Source organism: Alteromonas sp. 14N.309.X.WAT.G.H12 (assembly GCF_036697315.1).
Taxonomy (GTDB): Bacteria; Pseudomonadota; Gammaproteobacteria; order Enterobacterales; family Alteromonadaceae; genus Alteromonas.
The window spans coordinates 1-18,658 of the sequence record NZ_JBAHZB010000002.1 but is presented as its reverse complement, the minus strand read 5'-3'; the positions used below and the strand labels follow the sequence as shown (position 1 = coordinate 18,658).

Annotated in this window: 15 protein-coding genes; 12 read left to right on the top strand and 3 right to left on the bottom strand. The window is 47.8% G+C overall.

Features of this window, described 5'->3' with window-relative positions; all coding sequences use genetic code 11:
• The first annotated feature begins 74 nt into the window (after nt 1–74).
• From V5298_RS01525 to V5298_RS01490, 8 genes are all read left to right on the top strand, one after another.
• Nucleotides 75–332, top strand: a complete 258-nt coding sequence (locus tag V5298_RS01525) for a hypothetical protein (RefSeq protein ID WP_332929699.1) — start codon at nt 75–77, stop codon at nt 330–332.
• A gap of 216 nt (nt 333–548) precedes the next feature.
• Nucleotides 549–2,891, top strand: a complete 2,343-nt coding sequence (locus tag V5298_RS01520; protein WP_332929698.1) for a TonB-dependent receptor — start codon at nt 549–551, stop codon at nt 2,889–2,891.
• A 95-nt stretch (nt 2,892–2,986) separates the two neighbouring features.
• Nucleotides 2,987–4,381, top strand: coding sequence for a ferredoxin reductase family protein (locus V5298_RS01515; RefSeq protein ID WP_332929697.1), 1,395 nt, complete (start codon nt 2,987–2,989; stop codon nt 4,379–4,381).
• Between the two features lie 69 nt (nt 4,382–4,450).
• Entirely contained in the window at nt 4,451–6,319 is a 1,869-nt protein-coding gene (locus tag V5298_RS01510; protein ID WP_332929696.1) for an FAD-binding protein, read from the top strand.
• A gap of 38 nt (nt 6,320–6,357) precedes the next feature.
• Nucleotides 6,358–6,573 (top strand): 4Fe-4S dicluster domain-containing protein, encoded by a 216-nt coding sequence (locus V5298_RS01505; protein WP_332929695.1) that lies wholly within the window; start codon nt 6,358–6,360, stop codon nt 6,571–6,573.
• 191 nt (nt 6,574–6,764) lie between these two features.
• Nucleotides 6,765–7,580, top strand: a complete 816-nt coding sequence (locus tag V5298_RS01500) for an IclR family transcriptional regulator (protein ID WP_332929694.1) — start codon at nt 6,765–6,767, stop codon at nt 7,578–7,580.
• A 4-nt stretch (nt 7,581–7,584) separates the two neighbouring features.
• Nucleotides 7,585–8,778, top strand: coding sequence for an MFS transporter (locus tag V5298_RS01495; RefSeq protein ID WP_332929693.1), 1,194 nt, complete (start codon nt 7,585–7,587; stop codon nt 8,776–8,778).
• A gap of 131 nt (nt 8,779–8,909) precedes the next feature.
• Nucleotides 8,910–10,622, top strand: coding sequence for an arylsulfatase (locus V5298_RS01490; protein WP_332929692.1), 1,713 nt, complete (start codon nt 8,910–8,912; stop codon nt 10,620–10,622).
• A 50-nt stretch (nt 10,623–10,672) separates the two neighbouring features.
• Here the strand turns inward: V5298_RS01490 and V5298_RS01485 are convergent, their stop codons facing one another.
• Both V5298_RS01485 and V5298_RS01480 read right to left on the bottom strand, forming a co-directional pair.
• Nucleotides 10,673–11,266, bottom strand: coding sequence for a class GN sortase (locus tag V5298_RS01485; protein ID WP_332929691.1), 594 nt, complete (start codon nt 11,264–11,266; stop codon nt 10,673–10,675).
• Nucleotides 11,256–13,370 carry a marine proteobacterial sortase target protein gene (locus tag V5298_RS01480; protein WP_332929690.1) on the bottom strand — a complete coding sequence of 705 codons (2,115 nt, stop codon included), beginning with the start codon at nt 13,368–13,370 and terminating at the stop codon, nt 11,256–11,258. The genes V5298_RS01485 and V5298_RS01480 overlap by 11 nt, the downstream gene beginning before the upstream one ends.
• A gap of 236 nt (nt 13,371–13,606) precedes the next feature.
• Between V5298_RS01480 and V5298_RS01475 the strand changes: the two genes are divergently transcribed.
• Both V5298_RS01475 and V5298_RS01470 read left to right on the top strand, forming a co-directional pair.
• Nucleotides 13,607–14,005, top strand: a complete 399-nt coding sequence (locus V5298_RS01475; RefSeq protein ID WP_332929689.1) for a YbaN family protein — start codon at nt 13,607–13,609, stop codon at nt 14,003–14,005.
• Nucleotides 14,006–14,007: 2 nt separating this feature from the next.
• A complete protein-coding gene (locus tag V5298_RS01470; RefSeq protein WP_332929688.1) occupies nt 14,008–14,631 on the top strand; it encodes a DNA-J related domain-containing protein in 624 nt (207 codons plus the stop codon).
• 11 nt (nt 14,632–14,642) lie between these two features.
• On the opposite strand, the gene V5298_RS01465 is transcribed toward V5298_RS01470, so the two are convergent.
• The gene (locus V5298_RS01465; protein WP_332929687.1) at nt 14,643–15,254 is read right to left on the bottom strand and encodes a TetR family transcriptional regulator; all 612 of its coding nucleotides are present in this window, start codon (nt 15,252–15,254) and stop codon (nt 14,643–14,645) included.
• A gap of 109 nt (nt 15,255–15,363) precedes the next feature.
• Between V5298_RS01465 and V5298_RS01460 the strand changes: the two genes are divergently transcribed.
• Together V5298_RS01460 and V5298_RS01455 are read left to right on the top strand one after the other, a co-directional pair.
• Nucleotides 15,364–16,500, top strand: a complete 1,137-nt coding sequence (locus tag V5298_RS01460) for an efflux RND transporter periplasmic adaptor subunit (protein ID WP_332929686.1) — start codon at nt 15,364–15,366, stop codon at nt 16,498–16,500.
• Nucleotides 16,501–16,536: 36 nt separating this feature from the next.
• Nucleotides 16,537–18,658 (top strand): efflux RND transporter permease subunit (locus tag V5298_RS01455; RefSeq protein WP_332929685.1); only part of this gene is annotated, 2,122 nt, incomplete at its 3' end.

Genomic DNA, 18,658 nt, shown 5'->3' with positions numbered 1-18,658 from the left:
TAAAAATCAAGCAAATACGGCGGTTAAACGAAAGGGGGGTGTTGTTTTATTTATATATTTCAATTGCATAAGGTATGCATGAACGAGCCTGTGCGTATTTACAAGCAGGCCGCCGAGCCAGTGCAGTGATCCGTTTTATTGATGAACAACATCGCCAATTCGGCGCTGATAACGGTAGCTATTTTTGTGCCGTACAGTTTGGTGTGGGAACCTCCCATCCCCATGGTGTGCCCTGCGGGCACATGGACCATGCCGCAAGAGCCTGGGCTTTCGGGCATACCTCCATAGGTTTACAGTTACTTAATGTTAAATATGTATTAACATTTAATTAATATTAGATCGTTTCATGATATGAAACCAGTGTATTGATTGGTGGTAAAGGCATAGGTATCTTCAGTGTTGTGAAAAGTATGTAACCTAACTGTAAATTTGCGGTTTCAGGTAGGGGTGGGAAAAGGCAGGTTCATGAAGTGGTGCGTATCGTGGACACTGTTTGAATTAATAAAATAAATCAAAAGCTTACTAATAGCGTCCACGGAGAACACACTGTGAAAACTCAATTTAAATTACTTTGCTTAGCCACTGCCGTTGCCTCGGCACTTAATCCTATTACCGGATATGGCCAAGAAATTGCTGCTCAGGACACGTCAGCAGAAGACGACAATTCTGGTATCGAAATTATCATGGTATCTGCTACTAAACGATCAGAGAGTCTACAAGAGATCCCGTTATCAGTGACGGCGTTTTCTCAGGGTGAACTGGATATTAAGGGCGCGTCCACCCTTGCCGGTGTTCAGGAATCAACGCCTAACCTGAATTTCTCTGTACAGTCTGCAGGACAAAACGTTGCCCGCGTCACCCTGCGTGGTGTGGGTACTGAAACCCTGGTCGGTGGTGGTGACCCCGGCGTGGCACTGCATATTGATGGCGTTTACGTTGGGCGTAATTCGGCGGCTGCCGGTGATGTGTTTGATGTGGACAGATTAGAAGTATTGCGGGGCCCCCAGGGTACCTTATACGGACGTAACGCCACTGGCGGTTCGGTAAATATTATTACTAAAAAGCCCACCGACATTGTGGAAGGCTATACCGACTTTACCATTGGTAATTACAATGAGCAGAGGGTGCGCGGCGTGGTTAATGTGCCGCTTACCGACAACCTGTATGCCCGCGTAACCATGATGAGTGATAGCCACGATGGCTATATCAAAAACTTGTATGAAAGCGGTCGGGATGTGGATGATAAAGATTCACAAAGTGGCCGCGCCCAGCTGTTATATGTTGCTGACTCCGGCGACGAATTTTTACTACGGGGATATTTTTCCAAACGGGGTGGTGCGGGTCCGGGGTCACAATACTTAGGCACCGATATTGACACCGAGAACGGATACCCTAGCAGCTATTTAGTGGGGGTTTCAGACGCGGGCGCGGGTGCCGCAGTACTGGCAGATGTCTATAACTTGCTGACCACGCCAACGGGTGACAGTATTTTGCCCTTTCCTACGGATCTTCACGAAATCCGAAAAAATGCCCCAGAATTTGTGGATACCTTAATTCAGGGGGTGGATTTTGATGCTTCAGTGAATCTGTCTGAGGATCTGTTGCTTAAGTCGATCACCTCGTATCAAACCAACGATAACGAAATCCTGGTGGATGCAGACGGGTCGGAATTGGCCATCGAAACCCGCCATCGTAAAAACAGCGCAGAACAATACAGTCAGGAAATTAACTTAATTTCCCAAACCGATGATCCCTTCCAATGGATTTTAGGAGCGTACTATTATCATGAAGAACTCACCGAGCGGTTTGAAACCCTTGTGCCAACAGGGTTGGTGCCTCTGGATGTGGATTTAGGTGACGATGCGGTGCCCGGGGGCGGCGGTGTACGTCAGCTGAGACTGGCCAGTCATGAAGTGGATTCCATGGCCTTGTTTGCCCAGCTGTCCTATGAATTATCCGACAAATGGTCGGTAACCGGTGGGCTAAGATTCACCCGGGATGAAAAAGAGCAAACCCGGGAAACCGGTGGTCAGGTGGATCTGGTCAATAATGTACGCTTTTTATCCGGTGAACTTGGACCGGAAGACGCAGATACGGGCAAAACCTCGTTCACAGAGCCTAGCTATCGGGTAAGTACAGATTATCAGCTGTCTAATACGAATCTTATTTTTGCCAGCTATGCCCACGGGTATAAATCCGGTGGATATGACTTTAACGGCGGTGCTACTGATGAAAACGGCGATCAAGTGCCTTACAACCCGGAATTTGTGGACGCCTACGAAATTGGGTCAAAAAATACCTTTTTCGATAATCAGGTGATGCTAAACGTTACGGCCTTCTATTATGATTATCAGGATTTGCAGGTATTCCGTTTAACCGGTGACGGCCCATTAACCGATAATGCGGCTCAATCCACCATCACAGGTGTGGAAATGGAATACAAATACCAGCCTACCGATGATCTGAAAATTGATGGTTCGGTGGGGTATCTTGACGCCACTTACGATGAATATTCCATTGATATTCCGCCCACGGATTTCTCCGGTAACCGCCTCAACTATGCACCGGAATGGACAGCCCATACTGGTATTGAATACACCAAAACCATTGGCGATGCCTACCTGACTACCCGTTTGGATTGGTCCTATCGCTCTGATACCTATTTTGACCGTGGCAATACTGACCTGGATAAACAGGATGCCTACAGCTTATTTAACGCCCGGATCCGTTATGACGCAGATACTTACTACATGGACTTATGGGCCAAGAACCTCGCTGACAAAGACTATGTGGTTGGCCAGTTAATCAACCCACCGTTTAGCTGTAACTGTCGCACGGTGAACGTGGGGGCCCCGCGTACGGTTGGGATCACTGTGGGCGCCCGCTTCTAAAGCGTGCTGCAACGGGCTAACGAAGGTGTTTTGGCCTTCGTTAGTCAGCAGTGCTGAGAGATATCGCTATATGTTAAGAGATAGGTGCGCAAATCATGAATAGTCACGCAAATGGGGTAGTTGGGCAACTGCCGGCAATCAAACGCTCGCCCATGAGTTTTTACTCTCTGGTCGGCATTTACATTATTTTAATCCTGATACCTTGGGCCTTGTCTTACATTGAAGGGCTGGCTATTCGTGGTTGGTATGAAGAATTGATTACCCTGCTAAGCATTAGCGGTATGGCAATGATGTTGTGCCAGTTCACCTTACTCAATGGCCGGGTGGATGCCATCAATAACCGCATCGGTGTAGACAACTCCATGCGTGTGCATAATAAAGCCGGCGAAATACTCGGGATCCTGTTTTTCCTTCACCCTTTCTTAATCGGTTTACCCCGGTTTATCGTTGCCCCCTCTTTTGCATTGGATAATTTGTGGGTGATGTTTACCAGCAGTGAGTCTGCCACCGGTGTGTATGCGTGGTCATTGCTTATTGTGCTGGTGCTGATGGCCATCAAGAAAAAGAAACTCAATATGTCTTACGAGGCATGGCGTTATACTCACAGTGTAGGCTTTGTGGCAGTCATTATTTTAGCAACACACCACGCCGTTACGGTGGGGCGGCATGGTCGCTACAACGCCTGGTTCGATACCTTATGGATTGTATTGTGTGCCATTGCTGTTGGCGTGGTGGCTTATGTGTATTTCATTCGTCCTCGTAGTGTATCCAAACGCCCATTTAAAGTCGTGGAGTGTCAAAAAGGCAGTACGGATGACTGGTATCTGACCATCGAAAAAGACGGCAATTTTGATTTTGATTTTGAAGCCGGTCAATTTGTGTGGATCAACACTTCCCAAAGCGCGTTTCAGCGTAATGAACACCCCTTTTCCATTGCGTCGAGCCCGCGCGCATTACCCCAAGTGTCTTTTGTCATCCGTAGCTTAGGCGATTACACCCGTCAGTTACACAAGCTGAAGCCGGGGCAACGGGTCTGGGTCGATGGTCCTCATGGGGTATTCACCCTGAATGCCAGAAACGCCCAAGGAATCGTGTTGATTGCCGGGGGCGCGGGCATTGGCCCCATCATTGGGTTGCTGCGCGAACTCAATGACAGAGGTGATACCCGGCCAGTTCGTCTGCTGTATGGCAACCGTACCATGGCACAAATGATGTTTATGGATGAATTGCGGGAGATGGCAACCACATTACATTTGCAAACGACGTTGATTGTAAATGATGCCCCTGAGGTGTTTCCACCAGACGGGTTTAAGGGGCATACCGGTTTTATTGACAGACAGGTACTCGAACAGGCATCAGCAGGTCATAACAATCTTAACTGGGACTACTATATCTGCGGACCTCAACCCATGGTGAAAGCGGTGGAAGGCCACCTGCATGGTATGAATATCTCCCGTGCGCGTATTTTATATGAACAACTGGGTTTCTAGGCTGTCAGCCACAGTCGCAGTGTTCCAGGAACGAGATTTAGCAATGATAACAAGTGGAAGGTCTAGCTCATGAGTAATGATAAAGACGACAAAATTCAGGAAGGCGTGACACGACGTGATGTCCTTAAAGCCGGCGCCTATACCGCAGCTGCTCTCGCGGTGCCTTTGGTGGTCAATACCGGCAGCAGGGTAGAAGCCGCGCTGTCAGAGCCGGTACGTCGGGCCGATTTACTCATTATTGGCAGTGGTTTTGCCGGTACCTTTGCCGCCTTGGAAGCCCGTAAGCAAGGACTCAGTGTGTTAATGGTAGATAAAGGCGTGGTGGGCTGGTCGGGTATGTCTCCCTGGGCATCAGACAGCCGCCCCTTTGATCCTACCATTTATGACCGTAATGAATGGCAAGAAAACATGGCCATGAACACGGAATATGTGAATGACCGTAAGTGGCTGGATATCTTTATGGATGAATCCTTAGATATTTTCCATACCCTCCACGAGATGGGTGCGCACAATACCCGACCTTTTGAGCGTGGTACTGTGGTGTTTAGACGGGAATTGGAAAACGCCGGCGTATCCATTGTTGAGCGCACCATGATTACCAGTTTACTGGATGATGAAAACGGTAAAATTTGCGGTGCCGTAGGCTTTACCTATGATGATTCGGCTGAGCCCTCCAAAGCGGTGGTACTGCGAGCTGATGCTGTCATTCAATGCACTGGGGCCGGTTCCTACAAAAGCCCGGGGTTCCCCATTTGGGGGCAAACCTTTGACGGTGATGCCTTGGCCTTTGAGGCGGGCGCCAAAATAGTGGGTAAGGAATTTAACGATACCCATCCCACCTTTGCCAACGCGCCTGCAGCGGCCTATGAAGGCTGGCGCTGGGCGCAGAGTGTAAAAGGGGCCTATGTGATGGTAGGACCGCCAGGTAAGTTGGAAGGAGGGTTAACCTTAAATAATGCCTTAGGTGTCTTTCAAAATGGGGTTAACCGTCAAATTGGCGGCGGGCCGGGTGGTGAAGCGCCACCTAAAGCAGGGGAAGTGCGGCCAGAGTCTCCGGAGATAAAAGCCAATCGTAAGTATCTTGGTAAAGGGTATTTAAGCCAGCCAGACTTAATTCTTGATTTAGGTGGTCCGCCTGAAGGCGCTACCGAAGATGCGGGATTGGGTCATCGGGTGGGTGGCGCAACAGCCGGTATGGGCGTGCACAAGAGTGAAGGGGTATTTTGTTCCGACTATAGTTGTGCGGCTGACGGCGTAGAAGGACTATATGCAGCCGGTGATGCCTTGGGCTCGATGCTTTGCGGTTCACTGTATCCGGGCCGGGGATTCTCGTCGTATGGGTCTGCTATCCAAGGACGTATTGCTGCCCGTCATGCCGTTGAATACGTCAAAAACTTGGCTTCACGACCCAAAATCAACAAGCAGCAAATTGAAGAAAAACTCACGCAAATGTGGGCACCACGAAATGTTGAGCAAGGCTACAGCCCTGAGTGGATAACGGCAACGCTGCAAAATACCATGACGCCCCTGCATATTCTGTATATCAAAGATCCCCGTCGTTTAGATGGTGCGCTGGCCTCCATTGAATTTCTACGTAATCACTGTGTTCCGAAAATGATTGCCCGGGATGGTCATGAATTGCGCATGGCTCATGAAGCAAAAAATATGTTGTTAAATGCAGAGATGAAATTGCGCTCTGGATTATTCCGTAAAGAGAGCCGTGGTACACATGTTAGGGAGGATTACCCGGCCCGTAATGATAAAGAATGGCATTGTTGGGTGACGATACAAAAAGATAAGGAGGGTATGCGATTGGGTAAGCACATGCTGCCGGAGGAATGGAAGCCGAGTAAAAACAAAAGTTACCGGGAGAATTATCCGCGCGAGTTTCCCGGAGAAGATGCCTTTTTAGCTAACAACCCTGACTGGTTAAGTTAATCATTACTAAGTCAGCCCCTATTTTTAAGGAACATGGTATGCCTATAGAAAAAATACACGGTTGTATTGGCTGTGAAAACTGCGTTAAAGCCTGTCCAACCGATGTGATTCGGATGGATCCTGAATCGGAACAGGCTTACATCGCGTATCAACAGGATTGCCAGATTTGTCACTTATGTCGATTAAGCTGCCCGGTAGACGCCATTACCTTAACACCGGATAAAGCCATGTTGCCCACTACATCCTGGGGATAAAAAAAGAGGAAAAAAGATGCACTTTTGCACGTTTCAGCGGTACAGTAGGTTTTTAACAAAATACTCTCTGTTAGTTATCGTATTGTTAACAATTGCGGGTTGTGAAATTGCGCCAAAAGGCGTGAAAGTTCGCCCCTATGAAGCACAACCTAAAGAGGTGTGCGAGGGAACAGGTTGTAAAGAGTTATCGAGTGAAGAAAACAACTAAGAAAGAAAAATTAAACGCAATAGAAAAGGCGTTGGAAATCCTTGTGACCTTTACAGATTGTAATCATGAGTTAAGTACAGGTGAAATCAGTAAATTAACGGGGATCCACAAAGCCACTACCTCCCGTATTTTATCTTCCATGGTGGAATACGGGCTCTTTGCTCACAATAATGAATCCCGTAAGTATTCACTGGGCCCGCTTGCCTATCGAATTGGCCTGTCCCAAGTTAGCCGCTCTATTCAGCAATTTGTTGATCTTTCTGTGCCTTATGTGAATCGCTTGCGGGATTCAAGCAATGAGTCTATTTCCTTGGAAGTGTGGAGTGGTACGGGCACAGTGGCCTGTTATTTTGCCGAAAGTCGGGATGCATTGCGGGTATCTATGGCTCCCGCTGAAATTCTTCCCCTGCATGCCCCGGCAGGGGCTAAAGCCATTATTTCCTATATGCACGATGCCCAGGTAAGTAAGATGCTTGACTATGATTTTCAACCTTTTACTGAACATACCATCACGTCTAAAGAGGCCTTGCTGGAACGTTTAAGGGAATATAATCGTCAGGGCTATGCGGTGGATAACCAAGAGTTACATTCGGGTATTTATGCCATTGGCGTTCCTATTTTTGATCATCTTAGTAAGCCGGTGGCGGCGGTGAGTATGATCATGCCTGCCTCTCGAATGAGTAAAGAAACGGAAATTGATGCCGCAAGTCGGTTAAAACGTACGGCGTGTGCGATTTCCAAAGGATTAAAAGCATTACCCGCATCATCGCTACGCTTTGATATGAAGTTATTGGGGTAGCATCGTGAACGTTCAGGCGCGCCACGCATCACCTGAATTTAACGCTAAAATTACACTCGCTTTTATAGCCTGTCATGTGGCAGGGTTGATCTTTTTGCCTGCTATGCCGTTAGTGATGGGCGCCTTTGTCAGGGACTTTGCCGCCAATCCCGATTGGCTTGGGCGCATCGCATCGCTGCAACTTATTACCACCGCCATAGGGGCGTTTTGTTTCTCTATTGTAGGGCGGCGGGTTAATTGTCGTCTCTTGGTCATACTGGCCCTTGCCGGTGAGATCCTTATCAATATTGGTACAGCCAATGCCAATGGAGTGGTCTCTTTGCTTATCTTGCGCGGGTTCTCCGGATTTTCCCAAGGCATGCTTTTAGCCGCTGCAGGCGCGGGCGCAGCCCTTTCTAAACGTACAGAAAAAACCTTCGCGTTGTATAACATTGCTTTGGCGGTATTTGCCGTGATGGTACTAGTTTGTGGGGCTACGGTGGTGCCACATTACGGCAATACCGGAGTTTTTGGCTTAATTCTTTGTGTGGATATATTGGCGTTAATGGTAGTATTAGGTCAATTTCCCACGTTCCGCCTTGTTCGCAAAGAGGATAATGCACCGCCTTTACGTATTCGCGCCATACCGGGGGCCTTTAGGGTGCTATTGGCACTGGGGCTGTTCGGTATTGCCCTATCCGGTACCCAAACATTTATGGAGCGTCTTGGTTTTTACCATGGCTCGACACTGGAGGTGATGGCCATTGCGTTGGCGTTGGGCTGGTGTATTGCGATAATGAGCCCTTTTATACTGCTACTGTATTGTCATACTCGGTGCAGAATAAGCGGCTTGCTGTTAGTGGCGTACACCGGTATTGCCATCTTGGCGCTGGTATTATCTTATGCGCCAACTTCTCATGTATATCTGATGGCCATGGCCTTATTTACGCCGGTGATCATGTTTATCGAACCATTACAATTTGGTGTACTGGGGCGATTAGATAGTTCGGGGCGATTAGCCGCATTAGGTCCGGCGGCTATTTCTATAGGCTGTGGTGCTGGGCCTCTACTGACTAGCATAATGGTCAAGGTATTCTCTCTTTTAGGCGTGGGTGTTTTTGCCTGTACGCTTTTCATACTGTCCTTTATTTTGTTATTTCCCATCAGCCAGATTGCGGGTGTGAACCCAAGTGCAAAAAAGTACCGTTTGGCGCAATGAGCAATAAATACTTCATGTGTTTTGCATTGCGAAACAAGTGTATTGTTTTTCGGTACGCAAGCTGTATTGTTTACAACAATTTAACATTGGCTCTGTGCTTTGTTTGCTTTGCGCTTTAAGAGGAATCTATTGTGAAATCTGGTATTTGTAATGCGCTACTTCGTTATCTTACGGTGTGTACTTCTTCATTTTTGTTAATGTTCTGCTATTCGTCTTCAGCTTCAAGTAGTGAAGCCCCTAAGGAGCAAACCAAACCCAATATTCTGCTTATTGTGGCAGATGACATGGGGTATTCCGACCTCGGTATTTTTGGTGGTGAAATCAATACGCCCAATATCGATGCCCTGGCTCAGGACGGTGGTGTTCAGTTAACGAATTTCCATTCTGCACCCACCTGTTCACCCACGCGCTCCATGTTGATGTCCGGTACCTACAATCATGTTGCTGGTTTAGGGGCGATGGCGGAATGGTTAGCGGACAACCAGCGTGGTAAACCCGGTTATGAAGGCTATCTGAATGAGCGTGTGGCACCATTACCGTCGCTGATGAAAGATGCCGGTTACGCCACTTTTATGGCAGGTAAGTGGCATTTAGGCATGAAAAAAGATCAATTGCCTAATGCCAGAGGGTTTGATGAGTCCTTCGCCATGTTGCCCGGGGCAGGGAACCACTATTCGGACAAAGGGATTTTTCCGTTTTTGCCGAAAACGCCCTATACCGAAAATGATAAACCGGTGAAATTGCCCAAAGACTTTTATTCCACCACGTTCTACACAGACAAAGTCATTAGTTATATCGATAGTGTCCAAAAAAAGGGCGGCAAACCGTTTTTTGGATACGTGGCCTATACCGCGCCCCATTGGCCTTTACAGGTAGATGAAAAATACAGTGACAAATATAAAGGCAAATACGATGTCGGTTATGATGCCATTCAAGCTAAACGTATTGAAAAAATGCGCAAGCTAGGGCTTATCAATGACGACACGACCATTGCCGAAGGAAACCGATGTTATTTAGATTGGGCGACACTTTCGGATGAAGAGAAAAAGCGTCAAGCACGGTTAATGGAGATTTATGCTGGCATGGTGGATGCGTTGGATGAAAACATCGGACGGTTGATACAGCATTTAAAAGATACTGGCCAATTTGATAATACGTTAATTGTCTTTCTGTCAGATAATGGCGCCGATGCTCGTCCTGAAAATGGGTTGGGCGGAGAGAATAAATTCCTTGAGGAAAACTATGACAATCGATTTGAAAATTTAGGCTCTGGTGATTCCTTTGTCTCTTATGGCGGTGCCTGGGCCCGAGTCAGTAATACCCCGTTAAGTCTGCATAAAGGCATGACCACTGAAGGCGCAATACGGGTACCGGCTATTATGCATTTACCTAAAGGAATGAGGGTAACGGGTATTAAAGATGAATTTGTATCGGTAATGGATTTACTGCCTACGTTTTTAGATCTGGCAGGTGGAGAATTACCAAACAAAACCTATAAAAACCATGATGTCGTAGAGGTAAAAGGTGAATCTGTATTGCCATATTTGCTGCAGAATAAAACGGATATTCATAAGGATGATCCCTATGGCTTTAGTGTGCACAGACGACAAGGTTTACAGTTTAATGACTGGAAAATTGTGCGAATTCCCGCCCCCTATTCAGACGGAAACTGGCACCTGTATAATTTAGCTGAGGATATGGGGGAAACCCATGATCTGGCGGCAACTAAACCGAAAGTTCTTGCCGATATGATCAGTAAATGGGATGCCTTCGCCAAAGAAACCGGCGTTATCATCTCTCAGGAAGATGCCAAAGTGCCCAACGAATGCCCCGCGATTCAATAGATGTGACCGGGTATGCCACGTACGGTGAAATAGCGTTAGCGCTACCTGCATTAAGCCGGTGGTGCTAACGAGTCGGGGTGGTCTGGCAACAAGTGCCCTATGACTATAAAGCGTTGGGGCGGATTGGGCGATATACTGTTAAACGGATAACAGGTAATAAGATGAATTTCATTACGTTGGGCATCATATTCCCAAGCCGACTCATGAGCATTTACCACTAGAGTCTGGTGCACAGCAAAACGTTGTTGTGTACCGTCAGGTGCCTGAACCACAATAACATCGTTAATTGCCAGCTCACCAATAAACTGAAAATGGGTGTCACGGTGGGCACTGTATATCTGCGTGCCTTCTTGCCCCGGTAAGGCAGTGCCATCAACATGGCCCGGACCAAACGCCAAACTGCTGCCACTGGCACCGGCAAGGGCATACAGCTTGATCTGTTGGCGGGGAAAGCTCAACGCCGCCACCGGCCAGGTGTCAGCCCAGTACCAGGGTTTTACCGGCTCGCCCTCGATCATCGTTTGTTGCCAAGAAGAGGTGATCAGATACTGAGCTAGCAGGGCTTTACCCTTGATCCACAGGGTATTTCCCCAACCCACTACACAACCGATAATACAGATGCCAATGAGAATATTACGCCACATGCTGGGGGCCTTTTTTGTTCAAAAACTGTAACCACACCAAACCGCATAAAAAGAGTAACCCTACCCAAAAACTCAGGGTGGCAGAGGTGGCTGTTCTTGGAAATGCCATTAAGCGCCGTTGACTGGTGGGCAATTGATTGGGGATGACCGCCGGCAATAAGTTTGTGTTAGGCCCACGGATAACCGGTTGGTCCACGGCAACAAACGCCGTGAAGCGGGACAGTAAATGATGTTTCAGCGCCACTTCGGTAATGGTTTCTTTTGCTTCTATATCACTGATGGTGCCCCACCTTGCAGAGGCTTCTATGGCGTTGATTTTTTCTCTGGCCCATAGGCTGGCGATGCCTTCGGTCTCTTTGACCTGATAGGTACTTACCGTTCTGGCCCATGTCTGGTTGGCCGTATCGCCCTGAACGTTTAAAGAGGTCAGGGGCCGAGAGGTTTTGGCAAAAACAATGAGGGGCTCGCCAAGATAAAGATCGCCGATCTTTTTCGGGTAGGTATCGGCAGTAAAGGGCCATTGGACAGACACGTTTTTCGTCGTGACATGATTTAGCTTAGTAAATAGTCGCGCCATATTCTGCTGCACATCTTGGGGCTCACCGATATATTCGAAGGTGCCCCGGCCGGCTTTTGCTGCATTTGTCATAAAAAAGCTGTTGGGTGCTGCGCCAATGCCGACGGTGAAAAGGCGGGCTTGTCCGGCGTTTTCTTCAATTAACTTAAATAATGCGGTTTCGTTTCCTACTGCACCGTCGGTAATAAATACCACTTGTTGTAAACGTTCCGGATCATGGGGTTGGGAAAAGGTTGCCGCAAGGGCGGGAAACATTTCAGTACCCCCCTTCGCTGTTAGTCTGTCTACCCAGTTAATGGCAAGCTCACGGAGCTTGTCACTCACCGGATGGGGGTAGGCGAATAAAGACTGATAATTATCGCTAAAGGCCATAATATTAAACTTGTCATCATCATTGAGTTGGCGAATGGCATAACGCAGACTCGCTTTGGCCTGCACAATGGAAGTGCCTTGCATGGAGCCTGAGGTATCGATGATAAAGGTGATATCTCTTGGTAAGGTATTCGCATCTTGTGTGGACGGTGGCAGCATCATTAACATGCTGTAATGTTCGTCGTCTAGGGTTTGCTGGAATAGGGCGGCGCGGGGTTGACGGGAGGGCGAAGGTTGCCACTGTAATACAAAATCCCGATCCATTTCGCTTTGGCCGTTTTTAAGGGAAATCTGATAGCCCTCGTTTTCTTTACGGGTTGTGATGGTGTGATACAAGGCATCTATAGAGGCCAAGGGCAACCCACTGTCTAAGGTTATCGATAGTGACAAGGGGTTTTTAAAAGGGGATGGGTGGGTGTAAAAGGGCGGCGATATAGCCATCGCATCAGGCACTTGGTCGGTAGCATGTGACCAGCCAAATGCATTGACTGTGCTGCTGGTGGTATCATCGATACCCGGTGCTTCAGCGAGCGGTGCGCCGGGAATATAGCGAGGTGTCAGCGTAGTGGGTAAGCGCCATTGGAACACCCCATCATGATAACGGGCCTGATGGAGAAAACGTATCAGTACGGTCACCGATTGATGAGGCGGAATATTCGCCACCCGTTGGGTAAAAAGGTTAGGCCGCTGCTGCAGCGTAATGGCCGCCCGTTTTCCCGCCTCTCGAGCCTGTTGGTATATACGTTTGGCTTTTTGTTTGGGTTGTATTTCCCCTACGACACGACGTCCATCCAGATGAATTTCCATATGTTGAATCGCGGCATCCTCGGGCAGGGGAAAGGTATACACCCCTTCCACCCAATGATCAGTTTGGTTTTGAAATGTTTGGCTATAGGCCACCTCTGCGATCATGCCGGTAATCGTCACCTTCGCATCGGTGGCTAAGTGGGCGGCAGGTGAAACCGTGGCATCCTGTTGCACCAGTTTAAGGTTGCCCGCAGAAGGTGATGACACCTCAGTGCTGTGGGCATGAAAGGCAAAAGCAAAACTAAGCAGAGCAATTACCAATAACAGCAACCACACACGCCAAGGGCGGGATTTACGTTTAGGGTAGTCTTCAATGATAAGGTGTTTCGGTATACGTTTTGGGTACATGTGACGATTCCTTCCTGAAATATCGTCTTATTTAACCGAGAGAATCTGGCCTCCTATCCAGTGATTAATGGCAAGTTGATTTCCAATTGTGGCAAAGTGTGGCATACCGTGATTGTTTTAAAACAAATGATCCGCCTTTGTCATTTTTATAATCTTGTGCAATGGATTAAGATAGAGAGCAACATCCACGGTATACTTTGCCGTGTTAACAATCCTTAATGGCAATATCTGCGTAAATGAAAAGAAGTCTACTCGCTGCACCTTATCGTTGGTTATTGATGTTGGCAGCGATTGCCTGTCTGGTGCTGGGGTTTATCGGTATCTGGCTGCCTGGGCTGCCCACCACGGTTTTTGTTCTTTTAGCCGCATGGCTGGCAGCGAAAAGCTCGCCAAGGTTGGCTAACTGGTTGGATAACCATTCCATTACCGGGCCTATGATCCATCACTGGCGTACCAGTCGCAGTGTGCCGCGAAAAGCCAAATACGCAGCAACGGGGGGAATGACGTTATCTGTGGTTATTATGGCAATTACCGGTATGGCGCTGTGGCTTATTGCCGCTCTTGCCACATTTATGCTGGCGGTTCTTATTTGGCTGTGGCTGTTACCAGAGCCTAATCCAACGTCAGTGAAGTAAGTGTGACGACGGCAAATAGCAACGACGCATCTCGTCGAATTCAACCATTAATTAATGGGTTGAAGCAGCTAGAACCCCATTTTGTTGATGGGATCACTGAATATCAGCTTATTACAATATTACAAAAGCCCCCTTACGCCTTTTTCGATGCTGATGCGCTGGGTGATCCTCTCACCTTGTTTCAATGTCACTTTATGCTGTTTCATGCTTTGTATCAGTTGCAAGCACAGTGGAGCAGCGCGAAAAAAGGACTGCTTGATATTTATACCACCAATATTCAGCTAAGGCCCTTTGTGACAGGAGAGGATGGCTTAACTAAGTCAGATCCCCTGCGTTCCTACTACCTCGATTGGCAACATTTTTCCCAAACCCAAAAAGAGGATGTGGATGAACTTATTCATCGCTTCTGGTTACGTATGGGGCAAAAAAGCGAACTTTATTCCACTGACGAATATGCCAAGGCTTGCGAGGTTTTTGGTATTGATGGCCATGCATCGATGACAAAATTACAGCTTAAAAAACACTACCATCGTTTGCAGCATCAATGTCATCCTGATAAAGGGGGCGAAAAGTCTTGTTCGTCCATATTGAGCTGGGCGTATAAGGTGTTGCGAGCATTTTTGTAGGAAAAACTGACCTAGGTCATCAGGTTTTTAAAAAAACTGTGAATTAATTTAGGGGCGTTTTTCTTTATGTTAAAAGTGTCCGGCGCTTCAAGGTACTCCATCAATATGCCCCGTAAATAACAAATCACCGACAAGGCTAAAACATCAGGATCCGTATCGGCGGGTAAATGTCCTGCTTCGATGGCCTGATTAAAGTAAATAGAGAACGCGGCTTTCTTTTCAAACTTGGCTTCAACGTGTTTCTCTCGATAAGATTTCAGCTCGCATCCATAGTCACATTTCAGTAAAAACAAGGTAAGGGCTTTGCGGCGAATTTCATTTTCGTCAACTTCCAATAAAAGTTCGGTACACAACTCCTGCAACTGGCCGACAGGATTAGGGTGTTCAACTTCCAAGCCTTCCAAGATCCGGCTAATAAACGGAGTATGTAAATTCTGGTAAAGAGCATCAAAGATTTGTAATTTATTTTCAAAGTGCCAATATATAGCACCCCTTGTTACTTGGGCTTTGCGAGCGATTTCTTCTAAGGAAGCTTTGGCCACACCACGTTCCGAAAAAACCTCAACAGCGGCGTTTAAAATGGCCTGCTTGGTGAGTTCTGCGTCTTCTTTTGTTCGGCGCATTGGGATCCCCTTGAATTGACAACATACATACAAGAACGTATCTTTAAACACTATACGTTGGTCCTTCAATTGTCCAGCCAAAAAGGCTGAATCAGGAAGCTTTATAGTTATGAGAAAACTGTTATTAAGTGCAGTTGCTGTTATATCGTTAATTTATGTCAGCGGCTGTTCAGATCAGAGTCAGCAAACCGGAACAAGTCAGGGTGCAGCACCTGCACCAAGCGTATCGGTGATGACCGTTGCGAGACAAAATGTCAAACATACTGTTACCTTACCTGGCCGGGTGAGCCCTATTCAGCAGTCTCAAGTTCGCCCTCAGGTTGAAGGGGTGTTAATCGAGCGTTTGTTTGAAGAAGGGGCATTTGTAAAAAAAGGCCAACAGTTATATCAGATTGACGATGCCCGTTATGCAGCGCAATTGGCCAGTGTCAAAGCCGATTTAAAAAGCGCTCAGGCCAACCTCAAAACCCTTAAAGCCAGAGCGGTTCGCTATAAAGATTTGCTGAATCGCAATGCGGTAAGTCAACAGGATTATGATGATGCGTTGGCCCAAGCCGAGCAAGCAGAAGCGCAGATCAGCGTAGCGCAGGCCGCCGTGGATTTAGCTCAAGTTGATTTGGACTACACCCGTGTGTATGCCCCCATTAGCGGACAAATTGGTCGCAGCTTTGTCACCGTAGGATCCTTGGTTACTGCCAGTCAGGAGCAGCAATTAGCCACTATTACCCAACTTGATCCGATTTATGTAGATATGCAGCAGTCAGGTAAAGGCATGATAACGCTACGTCGTGCTATGCAAGCGCAAGGCTCCTTGCCTGCGCGTTTGATGCTTAATGATGCTACCGGAGAAATGTACGAACATGCGGGGACATTGAAGTTTTCTGAGGTGACGGTAGATGAATCTACCGGTGCTGTAGCTTTACGGGCAGAGTTTCCTAACCCTGACGCATTATTAATGCCCGGCATGTTTGTTAAAGCCACCGTGTTAATGTCCGAGTCACAGGAGTTAACGGTACCACAGCGTGCTGTTACGCGGCTTCCCGATGGTTCAATGACCGTAATGACAGTCAATGCACAAGATATTGTAGAAATGACACCTATTGAGGTGAGCGGGTCTTATCAGGATCTTTATTCTGTGAGCCGCGGGTTAACTGAAGGAAGTCGAGTGGTCGTTACCGGTTATCAAAAAGTAAAACCAGGAAGCAAAGTAAACACTACGCCTTGGCAATCTAAAAGTGGTCAGTAACCTTAACGCAATTATATAGGCAGGAACGAAAAATATATGGCACGTTTTTTTATAGATCGCCCGGTTTTTGCCTGGGTGTTGGCTCTGATAACGATTATGGCGGGTATTTTGTCGATTCAGGGGCTTCCCATCGAGCAATACCCGAAAGTTGCTCCTCCCTCCGTGTCCATAAGCGCGACCTATCCTGGCGCGTCGGCGGAAACCATTGAAAATACCGTTACTCAGGTTATTGAGCAGAGTTTATCGGGGATCGACAACCTGCGTTATTTCACGGCAAGTAGTGAAAATGCACGCATGAGTATTACCCTGACTTTTGAGCCGGGCACCGATCCTGACACCGCCCAGGTACAAACCCAGAATAAAGTACAAAGTGTGGTTTCCCTGTTGCCTACGCAAGTGCAGCAACAAGGGGTAACGGTAACCAAATCCAACGACACCTTTGCCGTGGTAGTGGGGTTTTATTCCGAAGATGGTAGCCAAAGTCAGTTTGATTTGAGTGATTTATTGGTTTCCCAATTTCAGGATCCCATTTCACGGGTCAATGGCGTCGGTAGCGTACGGGTGTTTGGTGCCCAGCGTTCTATGCGTATTTGGTTAGATCCGGACAAACTGTTTAGCTACAACCTAACACCGGTTGATGTACAAAATGCCGTACAAACTCAAAATACCGACATTTCTGCCGGGCAATTAGGTGGCTTACCAGCCATCGAAGGGCAGCAGATCAACGCCACCATTACCGCCCAATCAATTTTACGTACCGTTGATGACTTCGAAAATATTGTCTTGCGGGTAAATACCGATGGTTCTCAGGTTCGGGTGAAAGACGTAGCCCGGGTAGAGTTAGGCTCAGAAAATTACAGCTATATTGCCCGCTACAAGCGTCATCCTGCGTCGGGCATGGCGGTATCGCTGGCCACGGGGGCGAATGCCCTTGATACCATTGAACGGGTGAAAGCCCGGGTGGAAGAATTGGCGGTCAATCTCCCTGAGGGCGTGACTGTAGTTTATCCGGTAGACAGCTCTCCATTTATTAAACTTTCCATTGCATCGGTGGTACAAACCCTAATCGAAGCCATTGTACTGGTCTTTTTTGTCATGTTGCTGTTTTTACAAAACTGGCGCGCCACGCTGGTACCAACGATTGCGGTTCCTGTGGTGCTAATGGGCACCTTTGCAGTGCTTTATGTTTTCGGCTACAGCATCAATGTGTTGACCATGTTTGCCATGGTATTGGCCATCGGCTTGCTGGTGGATGATGCCATTGTGGTGGTGGAAAACGTAGAGCGTATCATGGAAGAAGAAGGTTTACCGGCTAAGGAAGCCACGAAGAAATCCATGGGACAAATTACCAGCGCGCTGGTGGGGATAGCCGTGGTGTTATCCACCGTGTTCATTCCTATGGCCTTTTTCAGTGGCTCGGCCGGTTCTATCTATCGACAGTTCTCTATTACTATTGTGTCTGCCATGGCCTTCTCGGTATTGGTGGCCATTATTCTCTCGCCTTCTCTTTGCGCCACCTTGTTGCGCCAAAAAGATGTCATGAATAAACGGGACACCGGCTTCTTTGGCTGGTTTAACCGTAACTTCAATAAGGGGCGCGACGGTTACGAGCGCGCTGCTACCGGCATGGCCGGTAAAATTAAGCGTTTCTTGCTGGTGTACGTGGTGCTGGTTGGCGGGATGATGCTTATTTTCACCCGTTTGGCAGGCTCCTTTTTGCCCGATGAAGACCAAGGCCGCATTATGGTGCTGGTAAATGCGCCTCCAGGGGCCACCGCCAGTCGAACCCTTGAATCTATGAAACAGGTAGAAGATTTCTTCCTTGAAAAAAATAGCGATGCAGTAGAAGGCATGTTCACTATTGTGGGCTTTAGTTTTGCCGGTGCTGCACAAAATGCCGGTATGGGGTTTGTGCATTTGGTGGACTGGGAAGACCGGGATGACTCGCAAAGCGCATTTGCGCTAATTCGTAAAGCCTTTGGCGGGTTATCTCAAATTCAGGATGCCATGGCGTTTCCTATTTTACCGCCCTCTATTCGTGAACTGGGGAATGCCACAGGCTTCGAATTTCAACTGGTTGATCGAGGCGGACGGGGGCATGATGCGCTGATGAATGCCCGCAACCAGTTCTTAGGGTTGGCAGCGCAAAACCCTAAAC

Bases quoted from the DNA above. Each gene is read 5' to 3' on its own strand.
- V5298_RS01525 (WP_332929699.1), top strand. From the start codon at position 75: ATGCATGAACGAGCCTGTGCGTATTTACAAGCAGGCCGCCGAGCCAGT.
- V5298_RS01515 (WP_332929697.1), top strand. From the start codon at position 2,987: ATGAATAGTCACGCAAATGGGGTAGTTGGGCAACTGCCGGCAATCAAA.
- V5298_RS01510 (WP_332929696.1), top strand. From the start codon at position 4,451: ATGAGTAATGATAAAGACGACAAAATTCAGGAAGGCGTGACACGACGT.
- V5298_RS01505 (WP_332929695.1), top strand. From the start codon at position 6,358: ATGCCTATAGAAAAAATACACGGTTGTATTGGCTGTGAAAACTGCGTT.
- V5298_RS01485 (WP_332929691.1), bottom strand. From the start codon at position 11,266: ATGTGGCGTAATATTCTCATTGGCATCTGTATTATCGGTTGTGTAGTG.
- V5298_RS01480 (WP_332929690.1), bottom strand. From the start codon at position 13,370: ATGTACCCAAAACGTATACCGAAACACCTTATCATTGAAGACTACCCT.
- V5298_RS01475 (WP_332929689.1), top strand. From the start codon at position 13,607: ATGAAAAGAAGTCTACTCGCTGCACCTTATCGTTGGTTATTGATGTTG.
- V5298_RS01465 (WP_332929687.1), bottom strand. From the start codon at position 15,254: ATGCGCCGAACAAAAGAAGACGCAGAACTCACCAAGCAGGCCATTTTA.
- V5298_RS01460 (WP_332929686.1), top strand. From the start codon at position 15,364: ATGAGAAAACTGTTATTAAGTGCAGTTGCTGTTATATCGTTAATTTAT.